This window comes from Pseudomonas sp. ACM7 (genome assembly GCF_004136015.1).
GTDB lineage: Bacteria > Pseudomonadota > Gammaproteobacteria > Pseudomonadales > Pseudomonadaceae > Aquipseudomonas > Aquipseudomonas frigoris.
Genome location: NZ_CP024866.1, coordinates 6,103,151 through 6,123,348 on the forward strand (window position 1 = coordinate 6,103,151; position 20,198 = coordinate 6,123,348).

A 20,198-nucleotide genomic window follows, 5' to 3' on the forward strand; every position below is an offset into this window, starting at 1 on the left:
TGTCCCAGGAATACCGCGTTCGCAGGGTTTACGACGACTTCGTCGCCGAACGCAGCCTCGCGGGCTCGGCAGCTGCTACGACAGATCGGTGTGCTATAGCCGGATCACATGGCCCTCGATCGGTGCGATTTGGCCGTGGAACAGCCTGGAAATCACGCTCTGCGCGGCTTCATAGCCTTTGCTCTCGACCACTTCCAGCAATGGTTTATCAGCCGCCGTCAATTGCCGGTAGAAACGCTGCAAACCCTCACCAATATGCTGACTGACTCCTTCCGCCCCCCACTCGGTATTGCGCTTGCGGATCTGGATCGGCGCAAAAAAGAACACCGGTTGCGGCCCCTCGATGGCCGTCAATCGAGCCTCATCGGTGCTTTGCGCAGAACCGGCGAAACAGCTGTAAACCAACTGCCCGGCAAAATGCTGGTGGACCTGATCACGTAAATTCAGGCCGCCGGAAAAATCCACATACAACGTAGGGCGGTCATTGGCCAGGCTCGCCAGTTCTGCGTAGGCCACCGTTCGCTCATAACAACCGAGCTTCTCGACAAACGCCTTGTTGCCGGTCGAGGTCAGCGCCACCCGCTCCAGGTCAGGGTGATTTTCCAGGCAGACCGCCGTGCCATAGGCGGTTTTACTCGACGCGCTGGAGAACACCAGCCGGGTTGCGCCGAAGAACTGCTTGTCCTGCAGGAAATCCGCCAGCATCGACGAGGTCAGGAACAGCGGTTTGAGCAATATCTGCAGGTTTTCGGTTTCTGGGCTGTAGTACGAATCCCAACTGCAACGGGTGTATTGATTGTAAGCCGACGTCAGTGCCTGCCGATGCTCGGCGGCGTCATAGAAACCACGCTCGGTGACCCGTTCCGGGCGCATCCACAGATGGCTGGCAATCGGAAAATACCCGTAGAAACGCTCCCCGACTTTGATACCGGCCACATCAGACGCCACGACATCGGCAAAACCCCACGCCGGGACGTGTCCCCATTCCGCCAACCCTGTAGGAAAGAATTCCCAGTAGTTCATCGAATTGCCATAGGCCGCGTAGGTAATGTTGTTGGTGGTCAACGCGCACCGGTCGATCTTGAAAATCACCTCGCCGGCAGCCGGAATCAGGCTACGTTGCTCCTGCTCGATTCGGCTTTGGTCAAGGGCGTTTTTGCGGGTGATCAGCCGTGTTACCGTGCTCGGACTTTGCATCTTTCAGACTCCTGCTGCGAGTGAATGGCGGGTAGCACCAGAGTAGTGGCAGCCAATGAAGAGCGGGTTCGGAAACACCAAGGGCATCGCGCCCACCCTCAATCCCCGCGCAAAGCCGCTGAAACGGCCGAGCCAGGCTCGGGCGATTTTCACCGTAGAGGCGATTTACGAAGCATTTGTTCGGATTTGGCAGCGCGACGGCTGGTCGGGGTTGACCACGCGTGCGGTGGCCCTGGAAGCAGGCGTCGCCATTGGCACGTTGTACGATTACTTCCCGAGCAAGGAAGCCATTGATGCCTGGCTAATCACGGCTTGGGGCGGGCGCCGTTATTGCGTCAGCGCACAACCTGCGGCGGCGCAAACCGCCGCATGGCTGCTGGAGATCGAATCGATGATCTGTGGCCGGCTCCGTGGCTAAATGAGCGTCATTGCTTTTTATGCTGCTCGACCCATTGCCCATAGGCATTGATGAATTTTTGCAAAAACGGTTTTAGCGACTCGGACAGGTTACCTGCCTCGTCGAACGCTGAACCGGCGCCGCTCAGATAGGCTTCCGGTTGCTGCATGCACGGCACATCCAGAAACACCATGGACTGGCGCAGGTGATGGTTGGCGCCAAAACCACCGATAGCGCCCGGCGAAGCACTGATCACCGCTCCGGCCTTGCCGCTCCAGGCACTCTTGCCATAGGGACGCGAACCCACATCGATCGCGTTCTTCATCGGCGCAGGCACCGAACGGTTGTATTCGGGGGTCACGAACAGCACCGCGTCGGATGAGCTCACTTGTTGCCGGAAAGTGCTGTAGGCTGCCGGCGGTGAAGCGCCATCGATGTCCTCGTTGTAGAGCGGCAGATCGCCGATTTCGACGATAACCAGTTTGAGATTGGCAGGCGCTAGCTCGGCCAGGGCCAGCGCCACCTTGCGATTGATCGATTCCTTTCTCAAGCTGCCGACCAGTACTGCGATCTTATAGACGTTGCTCATGGAAGATTCTCGACTGTCGATGGAAAGAGCTTGTAGTTATAGATGACGATTCAACCAGTGGGCGACTGAAAAACGCCGCCCCTGACTATTTTTTTCCTGTAGGAAAACTTACCTCGCCCAACCACGGTCTACAGAGCCGCAAATTGAGTGATTTATCCCCAGAGGTTCTAAGCAGATGGCAGCAGTACTCGTCGGTCAGTTCCATGCAAGAGACGCGGAAGGCCGCGTTTATTCCGTGCATGAGTTCCAGGAATCCACCCCGTCGGCAGACGGCCTCACTGGCTCGGTGCCTGTCACCACTTATAAGCTGGCCATTGGCGATCGCGTTAAAAAGCTCGATGACAACCAGTTTTTGCTGGTGCAATCGGACGTCACTATCGTGCGCGAGCCCGACACCTATGTCGGCAGCCGGCCGGAAACCAACGTCGCGTCATAACCCCCGTGTTATGAGCAGAAGTCATATGCGCGCACTTGAGTTAGGATTCAGCCACTGACTCCCTCACCTGCTGAACATGGACTTCACGCATGCGTTTACGTCATATCGAAGTGATCCAGGCGCTCCTGCAGACCGGTCACCTGGGCACCGCCGCCGAATGGCTGCAGTTGCCTGTGGCCGAAGTCGAAGGGATTCTGCGCGACGCCGAGGATCAGTTGGGTTTCATGCTGTTTTCCAGCGTGCGTGGACGCTTGCAGGCTACGCGCGAGGCGCGGGAGTTGCAGGTCCAGATCGCCCACGTCTATGAAGCGCTCGAGCCGGTCCAGCGGCTGGCCAACAGCCTCAAGCAATATCAGGCTCCGCCCTTGCGAATCGTCTGCACGCCGCCCCTGGCACAGCAGCTATTGCCACAGAGCATTGCCGCCCTGCGCCGACGCCTTCCTGACGCGCCTTGCACCCTTCTGAGCCAACCGACTCGCGAAATCGTCAGAAACCTGCTGCTGCGCGAAAGCGATCTGGGCCTGAGCCTGCATGACCCCGATCACGCCGACATTCATTGCCAAGTGATCGCCCAGGGGAAACTTCAGTTGCTCGCGCCCCACGGCTGGTTGCAACCCAAACAAAAGTACATCGCGCTGCAGGACCTGGCCGGCCAATCGATGGTTGGCCTGGAAGGTCATGATCTGCTGAGCCCGGCGCTGGAAAACAAGCTGCATGCTCTGCGCCCTGCCCCGGTCATTCAGACCCGGGTACAGACTCACCAGATGATGCGCAGCATGGTCGAGGCCGGTGAAGGCCTGGCCATCGTCGACCCTTTCACCGCCCTCGGGGCCAAATCGGCCGGGCTGGATGCTTGCCCGCTGGCGCCGGCCGTGCCGATCAGCCTGTATGCCTTGACCCTCAACAACGGCGAGCCATCGCCAGCGGTTCAGGCATTGCTGGGCATCATCACGGAACAAGCCGTGGCGATGTTGGCGAACTAAGCGGCGCTTCCAGCGGATTATCGAACAATCGATACCAGAACAGCGCCACTTCGGCGGTGTTCGGATCGATTCCGCGATAACGCAGATGATCGATTCCGCCCAAGACGTAACCGCGGCGCTCATAGAGCAGGCAGGCTCCCAGGTTGTTGTTCTGGGTTTCGAGCATGATGCCCGGCAGTTTCTTTTTGCGGCTCCAGAACTGCGCCACATCCAGCAACGCCTTGGCCACGCCATGACGACGCGCTGGCGCATGCACCGCCAACTCGTCGATATGGGCAAAGCCGTTCCAGTTGGTACTGACCACCAGGTGACCCACGGGCTCATCATCGAGATAAGCCATGAAAATCGCGCTGTCAGCGGCATCGCGGAAACTGCTGAACTCTTCGGGGTCAATGCCGTAGCACTTGCGATAGGGCGTGATCGGCGTCACCGGCCACTGCTCCACCGGTTTGCCGATTTCGGCTGCGCCGTAGGCCGCGACTTCAAAACTGAAATCACTGCCCCAGATGTAGGCTGCAAAACCATCGTCGGCAACGCGCACCGACAGCCCTGGGTATTTCGGATTCATGATCGGTTGCATACTGGGAAAGGTCCTCATTCCTTGATGCAATCAACGGTGTAATGCCGTCCATTGCCCTCGTCTTCGTGTTGCAATCCGTGCACATCAGCGACAAACCCCGGGAAGCTGCTATCGAACGTGCGCGCAAATGCCAGGTAATCGATGATCGAGCGCGTCGACTCGGTAAAGCGCTCGCCGGGCATGATCAACGGAATACCCGGCGGGTACGGCACCAGCATGACAGCGGCGATCCGCCCATCCAGAGCATCGATCGACACCGCTTCAACCTCGCCACGCACTAATTGATCATAGGCGTCAGACGGCTTCATGGCGATTTCCGGCAGCACCGTGTACATGCGCTTGAGGTGTTTGGCCGTGGCATTGCTGCGGTAGCAGGCGTGCAATTGATCGCACAGATCGCGCAAACCCATGCCCTGATAGCGCGCGACATTCTCTTGCGCCACGCACGGCAAGCAAGTCGCGAGGCTGACATTGGCATCGTAGCTGCGTTTGAACTCCAGCAACTCGGTCAGCAGCGTGCTCCATTTACCCTTGGTGATGCCCATGGAGAACAGCACCAGGAACGAATACAGCCCGGTCTTTTCAACGACCAACCCACGCTCCCAAAGGAATTTGCTGACCACCGCCGCCGGAATCCCGCGCTCGCTGAGGGCGCCGCCTGCCGTCAGACCCGGCATCACCAATGTGACCTTGATCGGATCAAGCAGCACGTAATCGTCGGTCACACCGCCAAAGCCGTGCCAGTCAGCATCGGGTTGCAGCAGCCAGTCGTCGGTGACCACACGGTTGATGCCTTCCACCGACGGCGGTTGCCAGATGGAAAACCACCAATCGTCAGCGGCGATGTGCTGGCGCAAATTGGCCAGCGCCCGGCGGAAACTCAGCGCTTCGTCGAACATTTCCTGCAACAGCGAACGCCCGGCCGGGCCTTCCATCATGGCCGACGCCACATCCAGCGACGCGATGATGCTGTACTGCGGCGAGGTGGAGATGTGCATCATGAATGCTTCATTGAAGCGATCCCGATCCAGCTGCCGCGCGCCGCCGTCCTGGACGTGAATCATCGATGCCTGGCTAAACGCCGCCAGCAGTTTGTGGGTGGAATGGGTGGTGAACACCAGCGGGCCGTCTTCACTGCGGGAAGTGCCCATGCCGTAACGCCCGGCGAAGAACTCGTGAAACGCCGCGTAGGCGTACCAGGCCTCATCGAAGTGCAAGACCTCGACGCTGTTGCCCAGTTGCTGCTTGATCAGCTCAGCGTTGTAGCAGAGGCCGTCGTACGTCGAATTGGTCACCACCGCCAACTTGACCTTGGGCGCCCGGCCCTTGGTCAGCGGACTGGCGTCGATCTTGGCCTGAATCGATTCGCGGCTGAATTCGCTCAAGGGAATCGGACCGATGATCCCCAGCTCATTGCGCTCCGGGCACAGGTACAGCGGAATGGCGCCGGTCATGATGATCGAGTGCAATATCGACTTGTGGCAGTTGCGATCCACCAACACCAAGTCATCGCGAGCGACCATCGAATGCCAGACGATTTTGTTGGCGGTCGAGGTGCCATTGATCACGAAGAAGGTGTGATCGGCGCCGAAATTGCGGGCAGCACGGGCCTCGGCTTCTGCCAGCGGACCGGTGTGATCGAGCAAGGAACCGAGTTCCGGCACCGACACCGACAAATCGGATCGCAGGGTATTTTCCCCGAAAAACTGGTGAAACGCCTGGCCCACCGGGCTCTTGTGGTACGCCACGCCGCCGCCATGGCCGGGCGTGTGCCAGGAATAATTGGAGTCGGCCGTGTGCTGCACCAGCGCTTTGAAAAACGGCGGCAGCAGACCATCCAGATATTTGCGTGCCGCTCGAGCGACCTGCCTGGCCAGAAAAGGCACGGTGTCTTCGAACAGATAAAGAATCCCGCGCAGTTGATTGAGTTCAGCCATGGCGTCGGCCGGAGCGTTCTCCAGGGTCACCTGCTCACCCAGCGCGAAGATCGGCAAGTCGGGCGCACGCACCCGCGCCAGGCCGATCAGCTCGGCCATGTTGTGCAATAGATGAGAGTGGGTACTGGCGTCTTCGGCCGCAATCAACATGCAGGAAAGACCGTGATGGGTCGAAGCAACCAGACGCCCTTCGGTGTAATCCACCGCCGAGACAATGCTGAAGCCTTCCTGCTCCAGCTCCCGGGCGATGCCACGCACGCGATCACCGGCGACGGTGTCGGCCTTGATGTCGCGATGGACGATCAGGACCGGGAATTTCAAATCTTTATACATGGGGCTCAGTATCCTGAGGCGGCAGACCGTGGTCCGCCAATCACCTCAGGGTAGAGGGTTCGAGCGCATGTGGCGAGTGCGGTGCCCCGAAGGAGGTCATCGGGCGCACCATTGTGTGGCGAGAAAATCAGGCTTGAGCCTTGGCCTCGGCCAGTTGTTGCCAGAGTGACGCCGCGCCGGCGGATTTGGCGATGGCTTCCAGGCGTGCCACGTGTCGGGCCAGGTCATCTTCGCTGGCACGGATAATCCGCGTCGGTTGACGATCGACCGGCAGGCGGCGGATCTCGGTGGCGGAATTGTCCGCACCTTCCCCGGAACCGTTGCCGTCGGAAGCATTACCAGCCAGGGACAGGCTGGTCTGGCCGCCCGTCATGGTCAGGTAAACGTCGGCGAGGATCTCGGAGTCGAGCAAGGCGCCGTGCAGTTCACGACCGGAGTTGTCGACGCCATAGCGCTTGCACAAGGCGTCGAGGCTGTTGCGCTGCCCCGGGTGACGTTCCCGGGCCATCATCAGTGTGTCGAGGATCGAGCAGTGCTGCGTGATGTCCGCACGATCGTGCTGGCCCATCAGGGCGAATTCGTTGTTGATGAAGCCAACGTCGAACGCCGCGTTATGGATGATCAGCTGCGCACCCTTGATGAATTCAAAGAATTCATCGGCCACTTCCGTGAAGCGCGGCTTGCCGACCAGAAATTCGTTGGTGATGCCGTGGACGCCAATGGCGCCTTCATCACTCTCGCGGTCCGGTTGCAGGTAAACGTGGAAATGCCGGCCCGTCAGGCGCCGACCGATCAACTCGACACAACCGATTTCGATAATCCGGTGGCCGTCGGTCACCGGCATGCCGGTGGTTTCGGTATCGAGTACAACGGATCTGGTGGCCATCAGTGCTCAGCTCTCAACGGGTCATTCGTGCAAAAGCGGCGATGTTAACACGCCGCGCCGCCAGGTGACTGGCGTCTTGATGCCGTGAACACGGCCCCTGTAGGAGCTGTCGAGTGCAACGAGGCTGCGATCTTTTGATCTTGTCTTTAAAAAACAAAGTCAAAAGATCGCAGCCTCGTTGCACTCGACAGCTCCTACACAGCCCTACAGGGGATTCAGCAGTCAGGCTTGTTTGTAACCGCGCACTTCATCCACGCCACGGTTGGCCAATTGGTCGGCGCGTTCGTTGCCATGGTGACCGATGTGGCCACGCACCCATTTCCAGGTGACGTTGTGGCGATTGACCTGTTCATCCAGCAGCTTCCACAGATCAGCGTTTTTCACCGGTTCTTTCGCGGCGGTTTTCCAGCCGCGTTTCTTCCAGTTGTCCATCCACTCGTTGATGCCTTTCATCACATACTGCGAGTCGGTGACCAGCAGCACGTCGCAGGAGCGCTTGAGTTCTTCAAGGCCACGGATCGCGCCCATCAACTCCATGCGGTTATTGGTGGTGTTGGCTTCGCCGCCCCACAGTTCTTTTTCAATGCCCTTGCACACCAGCAACGCGCCCCAGCCGCCAGGGCCAGGATTGCCTTTACAGGCGCCGTCAGTGAAGAGTTCTACGCTATCGCTCATGCCAATCTATCCAGAAAATGCGGTGGCTCGCCGATCGGTGATCGACGATGCCCGAGGCCGGGGCAAACCCGGCCGGGAAAATAAAAAGTGTATTACGGATCGATGCGGCGACGATTGACCTTGGCCATCGGCAATGGAATCAGCTTGCCCATCGGTTCGCGCCGCTCCTGACGGACGGGCCGCAGGCCCACCACGATCTTGCGCGCAACCAATAAATAGAAGCCGCCACCCGACAGTTGCCAGTCACCGGCCTTGCGCTCCCAACCGGCCAGACGAGCCTGCCAGGCGGGTGACGCAAGCGGCGGACGATAGCACCCGAAGCGGCGTTTCTCCAGCGCGAAGCCCAGCAGGTTCAACCAGTCACCGACTCGCGATGGGGAGATGCAGCGAGCCTTGCGCAAGGCGTCGTGAGCAAAAACGTGACGCAAGCCCCAGGTGCTCCAGGGGTTGATCCCGACGATCAGCAGATGCCCGCCGGGCCTCACGCTGCTCGCCGCTTCGCGCAGCAGGCCGTGGGGCGACAGGCAAAAATCCAGCCCATGCTGCAACACCACCACGTCGGCGGCATGCTCGCTCAAAGGCCACGCCTGCTCTTCGCAGACGATCTCGACACCCGGCAATGGCGCGCCGAGCCGCACATTGCGCTGGACTTGCGGCGCCGACGGCGGCGTCTGGGCCGACGGACCGTAATGCACCAGGTAGCCACCGAAGAACCGTCCCAACTCGTCTTCGAGCATGCGACGTTCTTCGTCCAGCAGAAATTGCCCGATGGGGCCGGACAGCCATTCTCGGGCCGCGCTGATCAATGTCAGCCATTCAGGATCAGCCTGAGCGAACGCTTTATCGGTCATTGCATTCTCCAACGCGCCAGGAAGTTCTAAGATGCGCCATTGTTTTCCGCTTGGCGAATCCGACGATGATACAGATCAGTGCCCTGCCCGCCTTCACCGACAACTACATCTGGTTGTTACAAGACCACCGCACCCAGCGCTGCGCAGTGGTCGATCCGGGCGATGCCGCGCCAGTGCAGGCCTGGCTCGCAGCGCATCCGGGTTGGGTGTTGAGTGATATTTTGATCACTCACCATCATCATGACCACGTCGGCGGCGTCGAGCAGCTCAAAAAAGCGACAGACGCGACAGTCTACGGTCCGGCCAGCGAAACCATCCCGGTCCGGGACGTGGCGCTTAAGGACAACGACCGCGTCAGCGTGCTGGGCTGGGACTTCGATGTCTTTGCCGTCCCCGGCCACACCCTGGGGCATATCGCCTATTACCATCATGGTTTGCTGTTCTGCGGTGACACCCTGTTCGCTGCCGGTTGCGGACGCTTGTTCGAAGGTACGCCGGAGCAAATGCATACCTCACTGACCCGCCTCGCCGCGCTGCCTGAGGATACGCTGGTCTACTGCACTCACGAATACACCCTGAGCAACCTGAAGTTTGCCGCAGCGGTCGAACCGGGCAATCCGGACACCGCCGCACGTCTGGAAAAAGTCACCGCACAACGTGAAGCCGGAATCATGACGCTGCCCTCTACTCTGGCGCTTGAAAAGCTTACCAACCCGTTTTTGCGTGTCGACGAAACATCCGTTAAAGAAAAAGTGGACGAACGGAACGGAACCCAAAACCGGGCTCCGAGTACGGTTTTTGCTGCTCTACGTGCTTGGAAAGATAAGTTCTAAGTAGCCATCACGTTGGTACAAAAATTCTGAATGGTTGACCGCAGGGGGCCCGCTTTCTAGAATCGCCCGACATTTTTGCCCGGAACTTACTTCCAGCCAATGTCGTCATCTATTCGTAAAGCCATCAATTCAGACGCATTGACCCGCTTGGCTCAAGCCATCGCGGTGGCTGTGTCCGCCACTCTGGCGGGCTGTTCCAGCCATGTGCCGCAGACCGACGCGGCACACACTCCGAATATCGCCGCCCGGGCCAAGCAGAAACCTATCTGGCTCAGCGAAAAACCGACCCCACAAGTTCCGCAAGATGTCTGGGAGCGCATGCGCCAGGGCTTCCAGTTGCAGGACAACCTGGGTGTCAACCCGCGCATCGAGCAACAGCGCCTGTGGTTCGCCAGCAACCCGTCCTTCCTCGAAAACGCTGGCGAACGCGGCAGCCTCTACATTCACTACATCGTCGAACGCCTTGAAGAACGCAACATGCCGCTGGAACTGGCGCTGCTGCCAGTGATTGAAAGCGCCTACAACCCGATGGCCTATTCCCGGGCCGACGCGGTTGGCTTGTGGCAATTCATCCCTTCCACCGGGCGTTACTTCAACCTGCGTCAAACCCGTTTCTATGATGGCCGTCGCGATATCACCGCCTCGACCACCGCGGCCATGGATTACCTGACCCGCCTGCACGACATGTTCAACGGTGACTGGCTGCTGGCCCTGGCGGCGTACAACGCCGGCGAAGGCACCGTCAGCCGGGCCATCGAGCGTAACGAAAGGCTCGGTTTGCCGACCGATTACTGGAACCTGCCGCTGCCGGCCGAAACCCAGGCCTACGTGCCGAAGCTGCTGGCCTTGTCGCAAGTGGTGCTGGCACCTGAAGCCTACGGCGTGAACCTGAACCCGATCGCCAACGAACCGTACTTCCAGGTCGTCGAAATCAACCAGCGCATGGACCTGTCCAAGGTCGCCGCGGTGGCTAACATCGACGAAGACGAACTGTTCCAGCTCAACCCGGCCTTCAAGCAGCGCACCACCATCGATGGCCCCCAGCATTTGCTGGTGCCAACGTCCAAGGCGCAACTTTTGACGGCCAGCCTGTCGACCATGCGTCCTGAAGAGTTGATCAGCAAGAAGCCGCTCAAGCCGGTATTCGAAGGCTCGGACGACTCCGAACTCGCCAGTCTCAAACGCGCTTACCGCGTTAAACGCGGGGACAACCTGGCGGCCATCGCCAAGGCCAACAAGGTCGACATCAAGGACCTGCAGCGCTGGAACAAGATGACCGGCAAGAACCTCAAGGTTGGCCAGACCCTGGTGATGCAGGACACCACCAAGCGTAGCGGTAGTCGCGTCAACACGGTCGTGGCGGCGAACAGCAAAACCAACAGCAAAGCAGTCAAGGAAAAGCCGCAGACCCAATACAAGGTCCAGCAAGGCGATTCGCTGTATATGGTTGCCAAACGTTTCAATGTTGAAATGCAACACCTCAAGCGCTGGAACCCACGTGTTGGCCAGGCGTTGAAGCCTGGGCAGATGCTGACGGTGGCTTCGCCGCACTAAAATGAGCCCCTGATTTCAGGGGCTTTTTTTGGCCTGCTATTTGAGGTTTTTGTGGCGAGGAGACTTACCCCAATACACCGAAATCCTAGTGGGAGCGAGCTTGCTCGCGATAGCAGTTTTACATTCAACACGCATGTTGCCTGTCAGTCCGCTATCGCGAGCAAGCTCGCTCCCACAGTTTCTGCGCCCTATCGGCCCATCGCGCCAGCAATTAACCCCGCATTAAGTCCCGTCTTTTTCCTGTCGATACAAGCTGTTACTGTACGGGCCACAAAGCCCAAGCCGCCTGGATCGGATCCCTGACTTGAAGCGTCCCCTCCTCCTGCTCCTGATCAGCCTGGCCTTGAGCTCCCCCGCAAGCGCGACGATCAGCGAAAGCCATGGTTATGCGCAGTTCGGCACGCTCAAGTACCCGGCCAGATTTACCCACTTCGACTGGGTCAACCCGCAAGCGCCCAAGGGCGGTACGTTGCGGGTGATGGCGTTTGGCACCTTCGATACGCTCAACCCCTACACCTTCAAGGGTTCAAGCCCGGTTTCCACGCCGAATTTCCTGCAATACGGCATCAACGAGCTCAACGAACCGTTGATGGTCGGCACCGGCCAGTACGCGCCGTCCGGCGATGAACCGACCTCAAGCTATGGCCTGATCGCCAAATCGGTGGAATACAGCGAGGACCGCAGCTGGGTGGTGTTCAATCTGCGCCCCGAAGCGCGTTTCCACGATGGCACACCGATTACCGCCTATGACGTGGCGTTTTCCTACCGCTTGCTGCTCAAGGAAGGCCATCCGCAATACCGCACCAACCTTCAGGAAGTGTCGCGGGTCGACATCCTCAACCCGCAGCGCATTCGTTTCGTCTTCAAGCGCGCCGGCAATCCATTGCTGATCCTGCGCCTGGGCGAGTTGCCGGTGCTGCCCCAGCATTACTGGAAAGGTCGCGACTTCAAGGCCACCACCTTCGAACCGCCGCTGGGTAGTGGGCCATATCGAATCACGTCGGTAGAGCCAGGACGGCGGATCATTTTCGAGCGGGTCAAGGACTACTGGGGCAAGGACTTGCCGGTCAATCGCGGCAAATACAACTTCGACCGCATGGAAGTCGAGTTCTACCGTGACAGCGACGTCGCGTTCGAAGCCTTCAAGGCCGGCGAATTCGACATCTATATCGAGCACCAGGCGAAGAACTGGGAAAACGGCTACAGCTTCCCGGCGGTGCGACGCGGCGACGTCATCAAGGCGCAAATCCCGCATCAGATCCCGACCCAGAGCCAGGGGCTGTTCATGAACACCCGGCGCCCGGCCTTCTCCGAGACCAAAGTCCGTGAAGCGCTGGGCCTGATGTTTGACTTCGAGTGGACCAATCGCACCCTGTTCAGCGGCGCCTACAAACGCGCCATGAGCTACTACCCCAACAGCGAATTCTCCGCGACTGGCCTTCCGGTCGGCCATGAATGGCTGATGCTCACGCCGTATCGCGAGCAGTTGCCCGCCAAGCTCTTCACCGAGCCGTTCAGCCTGCAGCAGACCCAAGGGCGCGGCATCCCCCGGGAAACCATGCGCAAGGCCTTGGGCCTGCTTGCCGAGGCCGGCTGGAAGCTCAGTGGCCAGCACGTTCAGAACGCCGCAGGCCAACCGTTGCGTTTGGAGATCCTGCTGGTCAACCCGAACCTGGAACGCATCCTTCAGCCTTACGTCGAGAACCTCGCCAGCATCGGCATCGATGCCCGGCTGCGTACGGTTGATCGCGCCCAGTACAAGCAACGCCTCGATCAGTTCGATTTCGACATGATCCTGATGACCCTCAACCAGACGCTCAGCCCGGGCCTGGAACAATGGCAGTACTTCCATTCCAGCCAGGTCGGGGTCAAGGGCAGCAAAAACTACGCCGGTATTGCCAATCCGGTGGTCGACCATTTGCTCGAACAATTGCTCGCCGCCCAGACCCGCGATGAACAGGTCGCCGCCGGCAAGGCCCTGGACCGGGTGTTGCTGTGGCAGCACTACATCATTCCCAACTGGTATCTCAATTATCACCGCCTGGCCTACCGCAACCGGTTCGCCTTCGTCACCACGCCGCCCTACACGTTGGGCCTGAGCGCGTGGTGGCTGAAATCTTCGGAGAAAGATCGATGAAACCCATACGCGCCCTGCTCTTGCAGGCCAGCGGTCTGTTGTTCGCCGGGCTGGCCTGTGCCGCCCCGCAACATGCCCTGACCCTGTACAACGAGCCGCCGAAATACCCGGCCGACTTCAAACATTTCGATTACGTGAACCCCGAGGCGCCCAAGGGCGGGATCTTCCGTCAGGCCGGTTTCGGCGGCTTTGACAGCCTCAATCCCTTCATCAACAAGGGTGTCGCGGCCGACGACATCAGCATGATCTACGACACCCTGGCCAAACAGGGCCTGGATGAACCGTTCACCGAGTACGGCCTGGTCGCCAGCAAGATCGAAAAAGCCCCGGACAACAGCTGGGTGCGTTTCTACCTGCGCCCCGAAGCGCGCTTCCACGATGGGCATCCGATGCGCGCCGAGGACGTGGTGTTCAGCTTCCAGGCCCTGATCAAGGACGGCGCGCCGCTGTACCGCGGTTACTACAGCGATGTCGAGGAAGTGGTCGCTGAAGATCCGCTGACGGTGCTGTTCAAGTTCAAACACAACAACAACCGTGAACTGCCGCTGATCCTCGGCCAGTTGCCGGTGCTGCCCAAGCATTGGTGGGCGACGCGCGATTTCACCAAGGGCAACCTGGAAATGCCGTTGGGCAGCGGCCCGTACAAGGTCAGCGAAGTCAAGGCCGGGCGTTCGGTGCGCTATGAGCGGGTCAAGGATTACTGGGGCAAGGACCTGCCGGCCAACCGCGGGTTCTACAACTTCGACGTGATGACCACCGACTACTACCGCGACAACACCGTGGCCCTGGAAGCACTCAAGGCCGGGCAATTCGATTACTGGCTCGAAATGGCAGCAAAGAACTGGGCCAACGCCTACAACATTCCGGCCGTCACCGAGGGCCGGTTGATCAAGGAACAGATCCCCAACGGCAACCCCACCGGCATGCAAGGCTTTGTATTCAACCTGCGCCGCCCGGTGTTCCAGGACGTGCGCGTGCGCCAGGCCCTGACCCTGTTGCTGGACTTCGAATGGACCAACAAGCAACTGTTCAACGGCGCCTACGCGCGCACCCGCAGTTATTTCGAAAATTCGGAAATGGCTGCCAGCGGCCTGCCGGACGCCGATCAATTGGCGATCCTCGACCCGTTCCGCGGCAAGATCCCCGAGCAGGTGTTCAGCGAGGCGTTCCAGAACCCAATGACCGACGCCAGCGGCATGATCCGCGCCCAGCAGCGCAAAGCCTATCAACTGCTGCAAGAGGCGGGCTGGCGGATCGTCGATGACAAGATGGTCGACGCCAAGGGCAAACCGGTGACCATAGAGTTCCTGTTGGCCCAGACCGAATTCGAGCGGGTGCTGCTGCCGTTCAAGCGCAACATGAGCGACTTGGGGATTGACCTGGTGATCCGCCGGGTCGACGTCTCGCAGTACATCAACCGTGTGCGTTCACGGGACTTCGACATGATCGTCGGCAGCTTCCCGCAGTCCAACTCGCCGGGCAACGAGCAACGCGAGTTCTGGATGTCCGCCGCCGCCGACAAACCCGGCAGCCGCAATTCCATGGGCCTGAAAGACCCGGTGGTGGACCTGTTGGTCGAGCAACTGATCAACGCCGATTCGCGCAAAAGCCTGGTGGCCCATGCACGCGCGCTGGACCGCGTGCTGCAATGGGGCTATTACGTGATCCCCAACTGGCACATCAAAACTTGGCGCGTGGCGTACTGGAACCACATCGGTCATCCGAAAATCTCCCCCAAGTACGACATCGGCATCAACACCTGGTGGGTCAAGCCCGATGCCAAACCTGCGGTAGAAGTCGAAACCAAACTGCAAGCCGACCCTGCGGGCACGGAGTAATCAGATGCTGGCGTATATTTTTCGGCGACTGCTGCTGATCATCCCGACCTTGCTCGGCATTTTGCTGATCAACTTTGTGATCATCCAGGCCGCCCCCGGCGGGCCGGTGGAACAGATGATCGCCAAGCTCGAAGGCTTCGAAGGGGCCACCAGCCGCATTGCCGGTGGCGGTGCCGAAGTCTCGGTGGCGGGCTCCGCCTATCGCGGTGCCCAGGGCCTGGACCCGATGCTGGTCAAGGAAATCGAGCACATGTACGGCTTCGATAAATCGGCGCCGGAACGCTTGTGGATCATGATCAAGAACTACGCGACGCTGGATTTCGGCGACAGCTTCTTCCGCGACGCCAAGGTTATCGACCTGATCAAGGAAAAGATGCCGGTGTCGATCTCCCTTGGGTTGTGGAGCACGCTGATCATGTACCTGGTGTCGATCCCGCTGGGGATCGCCAAGGCCACGCGACACGGCAGCCACTTCGACGTCTGGACCAGTTCGGCAATCATTGTCGGTTACGCGATCCCGGCGTTCCTGTTCGCCATCCTGCTGATCGTGGTGTTCGCCGGCGGCAGCTATTTTGACTGGTTCCCGCTCAGAGGGCTGACCTCCAACAACTTCGACGAATTGAGCATGGGCGGCAAGATTCTCGATTACTTCTGGCACCTGGCATTGCCGGTGACGGCGCTGGTGATCGGCAACTTCGCGACCATGACCCTGCTGACCAAGAACAGCTTTCTCGACGAAATCAACAAACAATACGTGGTCACCGCCAAGGCCAAGGGCCTGACCAATCACCGCGTGCTCTACGGCCATGTGTTCCGCAACGCCATGCTGCTGGTGATCGCCGGGTTCCCGTCGGCGTTTATCGGCATCTTCTTCACTGGCTCGTTGCTGGTAGAGGTGATCTTCTCCCTCGACGGCCTCGGGCTGATGAGTTTCGAGTCGGCGATCAATCGCGATTACCCGGTGGTTTTTGGCACGCTTTTCATCTTCACTTTGTTGGGACTGGTGGTGAAATTGATCGGCGACCTCACCTACACCTTTGTCGATCCGCGCATCGACTTCGAAAGCCGGGAGCATTGAGATGAATTTGTCCCCTCTCAATCGCCGACGCTTCGAACTGTTCAAGGCCAACAAGCGTGGCTGGTGGTCGCTGTGGCTGTTTCTGCTGCTGTTTGGGCTGAGCCTCGGCGCCGAGCTGATCGCCAACGACAAACCGCTGGTGGTGCACTACGACAACGGCTGGTACTTCCCGGCGCTCAAGCGTTACCCGGAAACCACCTTCGGCGGCGAATTCCCGCTGGAAGCCAACTACAAGAGCCCGTACATCCGCGAATTGCTCAAGGAAAAAGACGCCTGGGTCCTGTGGGCGCCGATTCCCTACAGCTATCAAAGCATCAACTACGACCTGAAAGTCCCGGCCCCAGCGCCACCTTCAACCGACAACCTGTTGGGCACTGACGATCAGGGCCGCGACGTGTTGGCGCGGGTGATTTATGGCTTCCGGATTTCGGTGCTATTTGCCCTGACACTGACCATTCTGAGCTCGATCATCGGCGTGATTGCCGGAGCCTTGCAGGGTTTCTACGGCGGCTGGGTCGACCTGGCCGGACAGCGTTTTCTGGAGATCTGGTCCGGACTGCCGGTGCTGTACCTGCTGATCATTCTCGCCAGTTTCGTCCAGCCGAACTTCTGGTGGCTGCTGGGGATCATGCTGCTGTTCTCGTGGATGAGCCTGGTGGACGTGGTCCGCGCCGAATTCCTGCGAGGGCGTAATCTGGAATACGTGCGCGCTGCGCGGGCGCTGGGGATGCAAAACGGGGCGATCATGTTCCGCCACATCCTGCCCAACGCCATGGTCTCGACCATGACCTTCATGCCGTTCATCCTGACCGGCGCCATCGGCACCCTGACTGCCCTGGATTTCCTCGGCTTCGGTTTGCCGCCTGGCGCGCCGTCCCTCGGTGAACTGGTGGCCCAGGGCAAATCCAACCTGCAAGCGCCGTGGCTCGGCATGAGCGCGTTTGCCGTGCTGGCGTTGATGTTGAGTTTGCTGGTGTTCATCGGCGAGTCCGCTCGCGATGCCTTCGACCCGAGGAAGTGAAATGAATCAGGACAATCTGATCGAAGTGCGCGACCTGTCCGTCGAATTTGTCGTCGGCGAGCGCGTTCAACGGGTGGTCGAAGGCGTGAGCTTCGACATCAAGCGCGGGGAAACCCTGGCCCTGGTGGGCGAAAGTGGTTCCGGCAAATCGGTGACGGCGCACTCGATCCTGAGGCTGCTGCCCTACCCGCTCGCCCGGCATCCGTCCGGGACCATCGAGTACTCCGGGCAAAACCTGCTGAGCCTGAAAGAGAAAACCATCCGCCACATCCGCGGCAACCGGATCGCGATGATCTTCCAGGAGCCGATGACCTCGCTCAATCCACTGCACTCGATCGAGAAGCAGATCAACGAGGTGTTGAGCACCCACAAAGGCCTGATCGGCAAAGTCGCGACCAAGCGCACGCTGGAGCTGCTGGAAATGGTCGGCATCCCGGAGCCCGAGAAGCGCCTCAAGGCCCTGCCCCATGAATTGTCCGGTGGCCAGCGGCAGCGGGTGATGATTGCCATGGCCCTGGCCAACGAGCCGGAACTGCTGATCGCCGACGAGCCAACCACCGCGCTGGACGTAACCGTTCAGCTGAAAATCCTCGAATTGCTCAAGGAATTACAGGCCCGATTGGGCATGGCGCTGCTACTGATCAGTCACGATTTGAACCTTGTGCGAAGAATTGCGCATCGCGTATGTGTCATGCAGCGCGGTTGCATCGTCGAACAGGCATCGTGCGAAGAGTTGTTCCGCGCGCCGCAGCATCCGTACACTCGGGAACTGCTGGCAGCGGAGCCGAGCGGCAAGCCGGCGACCAATGTGATTGGCCCGCCGTTGCTGCAAGTCGAGGACCTGAAAGTCTGGTTCCCGATCAAGAAAGGCTTTCTGAAAAAGACCGTCGACCACATCAAAGCGGTGGACGGAATCAATTTCAGCCTGCCTCAGGGCCAGACCCTGGGGATTGTGGGAGAAAGTGGTTCGGGCAAGTCGACACTGGGTTTGGCGATTTTGCGGCTGATCGGCAGCAAAGGCGCCATCCGTTTTGAAGGCAAGCAGCTAGACTGCCTGACGCAGCAACAGGTTCGACCGCTGCGTCGGGAGATGCAGGTGGTGTTTCAGGACCCGTTCGGCAGCTTGAGCCCACGGATGTGCGTGAGCCAGATCGTCGGCGAAGGCCTGCGGATCCACAAGATGGGCACCGAGGCGGAGCAGGAACTGGCGATTATTGCGGCACTCAAGGAGGTAGGTCTGGACCCGGAAACCCGGAACCGCTACCCCCACGAATTTTCCGGTGGGCAACGGCAGAGAATCGCCATTGCCCGGGCATTAGTGCTAAAACCGGCGTTGATTCTGCTGGACGAGCCGACTTCGGCTCTCGACCGGACAGTGCAGCGCCAGGTGGTGGAGCTTTTGCGTTCACTGCAAACCAAGTACAACCTGACATATCTGTTTATCAGCCATGACCTGGCTGTCGTCAAAGCGCTGAGCCACCAGCTGATGGTGGTCAAGCAAGGCAAAGTGGTCGAACAGGGAGACGCGCAAAGTATTTTTGCGGCCCCCAAACATCCGTATACACAGCAGTTGCTGGAAGCCGCTTTCCTGGCCCCAGCCACTGCGCAATAACCTGAAAGAGAGGAGCAACACATGGGTTTTCTCGCCGGTAAGCGCGTACTGATCGTCGGTGTCGCCAGCAAGCTGTCCATCGCATCCGGCATCGCTGCCGCCATGCATCGCGAGGGCGCTGAGCTTGCCTTCACTTATCAGAACGACAAACTCAAGGGTCGTGTCGAAGAGTTCGCACAAAGCTGGGGTTCCAACCCTGACCTGTGCTTCCCGTGCGACGTGGCCAGCGATGAAGAAATCGCCAAGGTTTTCGTTGAACTGGGCAAGAAGTGGGACGGCCTGGACTGCATCGTTCACTCCGTCGGCTTCGCCCCGGGCGACCAACTGGATGGCGACTTCACCGAAGCCACCACCCGTGAAGGTTTCCGCATCGCTCACGACATCAGCGCCTACAGCTTCGTGGCCCTGGCCAAAGCCGGCCGCGAAATGATGAAAGGCCGCAACGGCAGCCTGCTGACCCTGTCGTACCTGGGCGCCGAGCGCACCATGCCGAACTACAACGTAATGGGCATGGCCAAGGCTTCCCTGGAAGCGGGCGTTCGTTACCTGGCCGGCTCCCTGGGCCCGGACGGCACCCGCGTCAACTGCGTATCGGCTGGCCCGATCCGCACCCTCGCCGCTTCCGGCATCAAGAACTTCCGCAAGATGCTGGCCGCCAACGAAGCGCAAACCCCGCTGCGTCGTAACGTCACCATCGACGAAGTCGGCAACGCCGGCGCCTTCCTGTGCTCGGACCTGGCGTCCGGCATCAGCGGCGAAATCATGTACGTGGACGGTGGCTTCAACACCACGGCCATGGGCAGCCTCGAAGAGTAATCTTCGGTCAGCCAATAAAAAAACCCGCCTCTTGAGGCGGGTTTTTTTATGCCTGCGATTTGTGGCCTGATGCAGACCCCCTGTGGGAGCGAGCTTGCTCGCGATTACGGAGTGTCAGTCGACATCAATTTTGAATGTCAGTCCGTCATCGCGAGCAAGCTCGCTTGTATGTTTAGACTTGAAGGGGTGGGCGGGACTAAAAGCTCGATTCTGACTCTGACCAGTACAGACCGTGGGAGACTTCTCGTCCCGCCCTTTCTACCCAAAGCGCCGATAAGGAATTCATCGGTAAAACCGACGATAGAGGCAAGCCAGCGCAACGGTAGACCCCGACAAGCTCTTAAACCCTAGCTCCGAGGATTCGTCATGACAATCCTTACTTCGCAGACGGTTGTTGGCATCGATATCGCCAAGGCTGAAATAGTTATCTATCGCTCCGACCTGC

Annotated in this window: 18 protein-coding genes; 11 read left to right on the forward strand and 7 right to left on the reverse strand. The window is 59.5% G+C overall.

Features of this window, described 5'->3' with window-relative positions; translation table 11 throughout:
- Positions 1-93: 93 nt before the first annotated feature.
- The gene (locus CUN63_RS28955; RefSeq protein ID WP_129444569.1) at positions 94-1,197 is read right to left on the reverse strand and encodes a DUF2855 family protein; all 1,104 of its coding nucleotides are present in this window, start codon (positions 1,195-1,197) and stop codon (positions 94-96) included.
- 55 nt (positions 1,198-1,252) lie between these two features.
- Between CUN63_RS28955 and CUN63_RS28960 the strand changes: the two genes are divergently transcribed.
- Entirely contained in the window at positions 1,253-1,615 is a 363-nt protein-coding gene (locus tag CUN63_RS28960) for a TetR/AcrR family transcriptional regulator (RefSeq protein WP_129444571.1), read from the forward strand.
- Between the two features lie 7 nt (positions 1,616-1,622).
- Here the strand turns inward: CUN63_RS28960 and CUN63_RS28965 are convergent, their stop codons facing one another.
- Positions 1,623-2,183, reverse strand: a complete 561-nt coding sequence (locus CUN63_RS28965; RefSeq protein WP_129444572.1) for an NADPH-dependent FMN reductase — start codon at positions 2,181-2,183, stop codon at positions 1,623-1,625.
- A 175-nt stretch (positions 2,184-2,358) separates the two neighbouring features.
- On the opposite strand from CUN63_RS28965, the gene CUN63_RS28970 reads away from it, so the two are divergent.
- Positions 2,359-2,619, forward strand: coding sequence for a hypothetical protein (locus tag CUN63_RS28970; RefSeq protein ID WP_046048837.1), 261 nt, complete (start codon positions 2,359-2,361; stop codon positions 2,617-2,619).
- A gap of 89 nt (positions 2,620-2,708) precedes the next feature.
- A complete protein-coding gene (locus tag CUN63_RS28975; protein ID WP_129444574.1) occupies positions 2,709-3,602 on the forward strand; it encodes a LysR substrate-binding domain-containing protein in 894 nt (297 codons plus the stop codon).
- Here the strand turns inward: CUN63_RS28975 and CUN63_RS28980 are convergent.
- From CUN63_RS28980 to CUN63_RS29000, 5 genes are all read right to left on the reverse strand, one after another.
- Positions 3,568-4,182 carry a GNAT family N-acetyltransferase gene (locus tag CUN63_RS28980; RefSeq protein ID WP_129444576.1) on the reverse strand — a complete coding sequence of 205 codons (615 nt, stop codon included), beginning with the start codon at positions 4,180-4,182 and terminating at the stop codon, positions 3,568-3,570. The two genes, CUN63_RS28975 and CUN63_RS28980, sit on opposite strands and share 35 nt — an antisense overlap.
- 14 nt (positions 4,183-4,196) lie before the next feature.
- The gene (locus tag CUN63_RS28985; RefSeq protein WP_129444578.1) at positions 4,197-6,452 is read right to left on the reverse strand and encodes an Orn/Lys/Arg decarboxylase N-terminal domain-containing protein; all 2,256 of its coding nucleotides are present in this window, start codon (positions 6,450-6,452) and stop codon (positions 4,197-4,199) included.
- Between the two features lie 127 nt (positions 6,453-6,579).
- Entirely contained in the window at positions 6,580-7,338 is a 759-nt protein-coding gene (dnaQ, locus tag CUN63_RS28990; RefSeq protein ID WP_129444580.1) for a DNA polymerase III subunit epsilon, read from the reverse strand.
- 222 nt (positions 7,339-7,560) lie between these two features.
- Complete coding sequence (rnhA, locus tag CUN63_RS28995) at positions 7,561-8,013, reverse strand: ribonuclease HI (RefSeq protein WP_008152099.1); 453 nt, start codon at positions 8,011-8,013, stop codon at positions 7,561-7,563.
- A 92-nt stretch (positions 8,014-8,105) separates the two neighbouring features.
- A complete protein-coding gene (locus CUN63_RS29000; RefSeq protein WP_008152097.1) occupies positions 8,106-8,864 on the reverse strand; it encodes a methyltransferase domain-containing protein in 759 nt (252 codons plus the stop codon).
- 65 nt (positions 8,865-8,929) lie between these two features.
- Here CUN63_RS29000 and gloB point away from each other — a divergent pair, with 65 nt between their 5' ends.
- The 8 genes from gloB to fabI all read left to right on the forward strand — a co-directional run bounded on the left by gloB (position 8,930) and on the right by fabI (position 19,753).
- Positions 8,930-9,697, forward strand: coding sequence for a hydroxyacylglutathione hydrolase (gloB, locus tag CUN63_RS29005; protein ID WP_129445183.1), 768 nt, complete (start codon positions 8,930-8,932; stop codon positions 9,695-9,697).
- A 99-nt stretch (positions 9,698-9,796) separates the two neighbouring features.
- Entirely contained in the window at positions 9,797-11,251 is a 1,455-nt protein-coding gene (locus CUN63_RS29010; RefSeq protein ID WP_129444582.1) for a transglycosylase SLT domain-containing protein, read from the forward strand.
- A gap of 304 nt (positions 11,252-11,555) precedes the next feature.
- A complete protein-coding gene (locus tag CUN63_RS29015) occupies positions 11,556-13,388 on the forward strand; it encodes an extracellular solute-binding protein (RefSeq protein WP_129444584.1) in 1,833 nt (610 codons plus the stop codon).
- Entirely contained in the window at positions 13,385-15,226 is a 1,842-nt protein-coding gene (locus CUN63_RS29020) for an extracellular solute-binding protein (RefSeq protein ID WP_129444586.1), read from the forward strand. The genes CUN63_RS29015 and CUN63_RS29020 overlap by 4 nt, the downstream gene beginning before the upstream one ends.
- 4 nt (positions 15,227-15,230) lie before the next feature.
- Complete coding sequence (locus CUN63_RS29025; RefSeq protein WP_129444588.1) at positions 15,231-16,304, forward strand: microcin C ABC transporter permease YejB; 1,074 nt, start codon at positions 15,231-15,233, stop codon at positions 16,302-16,304.
- 1 nt (position 16,305) lies between these two features.
- On the forward strand, positions 16,306-17,325 hold the full coding sequence (locus CUN63_RS29030) for an ABC transporter permease (RefSeq protein WP_095128240.1): 1,020 nt from the start codon (positions 16,306-16,308) through the stop codon (positions 17,323-17,325).
- A 1-nt stretch (position 17,326) separates the two neighbouring features.
- On the forward strand, positions 17,327-18,937 hold the full coding sequence (locus CUN63_RS29035) for an ABC transporter ATP-binding protein (protein WP_129444590.1): 1,611 nt from the start codon (positions 17,327-17,329) through the stop codon (positions 18,935-18,937).
- Between the two features lie 21 nt (positions 18,938-18,958).
- Positions 18,959-19,753, forward strand: a complete 795-nt coding sequence (gene fabI / locus CUN63_RS29040) for an enoyl-ACP reductase FabI (RefSeq protein WP_008152082.1) — start codon at positions 18,959-18,961, stop codon at positions 19,751-19,753.
- Positions 19,754-20,198: the final 445 nt, after the last annotated feature.

What these genes read in the sequence shown, in the direction of transcription:
- dnaQ (WP_129444580.1), bottom strand. Translation starts at nt 7,338, where the DNA reads ATGGCCACCAGATCCGTTGTACTCGATACCGAAACCACCGGCATGCCG.
- CUN63_RS29025 (WP_129444588.1), top strand. Translation starts at nt 15,231, where the DNA reads ATGCTGGCGTATATTTTTCGGCGACTGCTGCTGATCATCCCGACCTTG.
- CUN63_RS28985 (WP_129444578.1), bottom strand. Translation starts at nt 6,452, where the DNA reads ATGTATAAAGATTTGAAATTCCCGGTCCTGATCGTCCATCGCGACATC.
- CUN63_RS28970 (WP_046048837.1), top strand. Translation starts at nt 2,359, where the DNA reads ATGGCAGCAGTACTCGTCGGTCAGTTCCATGCAAGAGACGCGGAAGGC.
- fabI (WP_008152082.1), top strand. Translation starts at nt 18,959, where the DNA reads ATGGGTTTTCTCGCCGGTAAGCGCGTACTGATCGTCGGTGTCGCCAGC.
- CUN63_RS28965 (WP_129444572.1), bottom strand. Translation starts at nt 2,183, where the DNA reads ATGAGCAACGTCTATAAGATCGCAGTACTGGTCGGCAGCTTGAGAAAG.
- CUN63_RS29000 (WP_008152097.1), bottom strand. Translation starts at nt 8,864, where the DNA reads ATGACCGATAAAGCGTTCGCTCAGGCTGATCCTGAATGGCTGACATTG.
- gloB (WP_129445183.1), top strand. Translation starts at nt 8,930, where the DNA reads ATGATACAGATCAGTGCCCTGCCCGCCTTCACCGACAACTACATCTGG.
- CUN63_RS29035 (WP_129444590.1), top strand. Translation starts at nt 17,327, where the DNA reads ATGAATCAGGACAATCTGATCGAAGTGCGCGACCTGTCCGTCGAATTT.
- CUN63_RS28975 (WP_129444574.1), top strand. Translation starts at nt 2,709, where the DNA reads ATGCGTTTACGTCATATCGAAGTGATCCAGGCGCTCCTGCAGACCGGT.
- CUN63_RS28960 (WP_129444571.1), top strand. Translation starts at nt 1,253, where the DNA reads ATGAAGAGCGGGTTCGGAAACACCAAGGGCATCGCGCCCACCCTCAAT.
- CUN63_RS28980 (WP_129444576.1), bottom strand. Translation starts at nt 4,182, where the DNA reads ATGCAACCGATCATGAATCCGAAATACCCAGGGCTGTCGGTGCGCGTT.
- CUN63_RS28955 (WP_129444569.1), bottom strand. Translation starts at nt 1,197, where the DNA reads ATGCAAAGTCCGAGCACGGTAACACGGCTGATCACCCGCAAAAACGCC.
- rnhA (WP_008152099.1), bottom strand. Translation starts at nt 8,013, where the DNA reads ATGAGCGATAGCGTAGAACTCTTCACTGACGGCGCCTGTAAAGGCAAT.
- CUN63_RS29010 (WP_129444582.1), top strand. Translation starts at nt 9,797, where the DNA reads ATGTCGTCATCTATTCGTAAAGCCATCAATTCAGACGCATTGACCCGC.
- CUN63_RS29020 (WP_129444586.1), top strand. Translation starts at nt 13,385, where the DNA reads ATGAAACCCATACGCGCCCTGCTCTTGCAGGCCAGCGGTCTGTTGTTC.
- CUN63_RS29030 (WP_095128240.1), top strand. Translation starts at nt 16,306, where the DNA reads ATGAATTTGTCCCCTCTCAATCGCCGACGCTTCGAACTGTTCAAGGCC.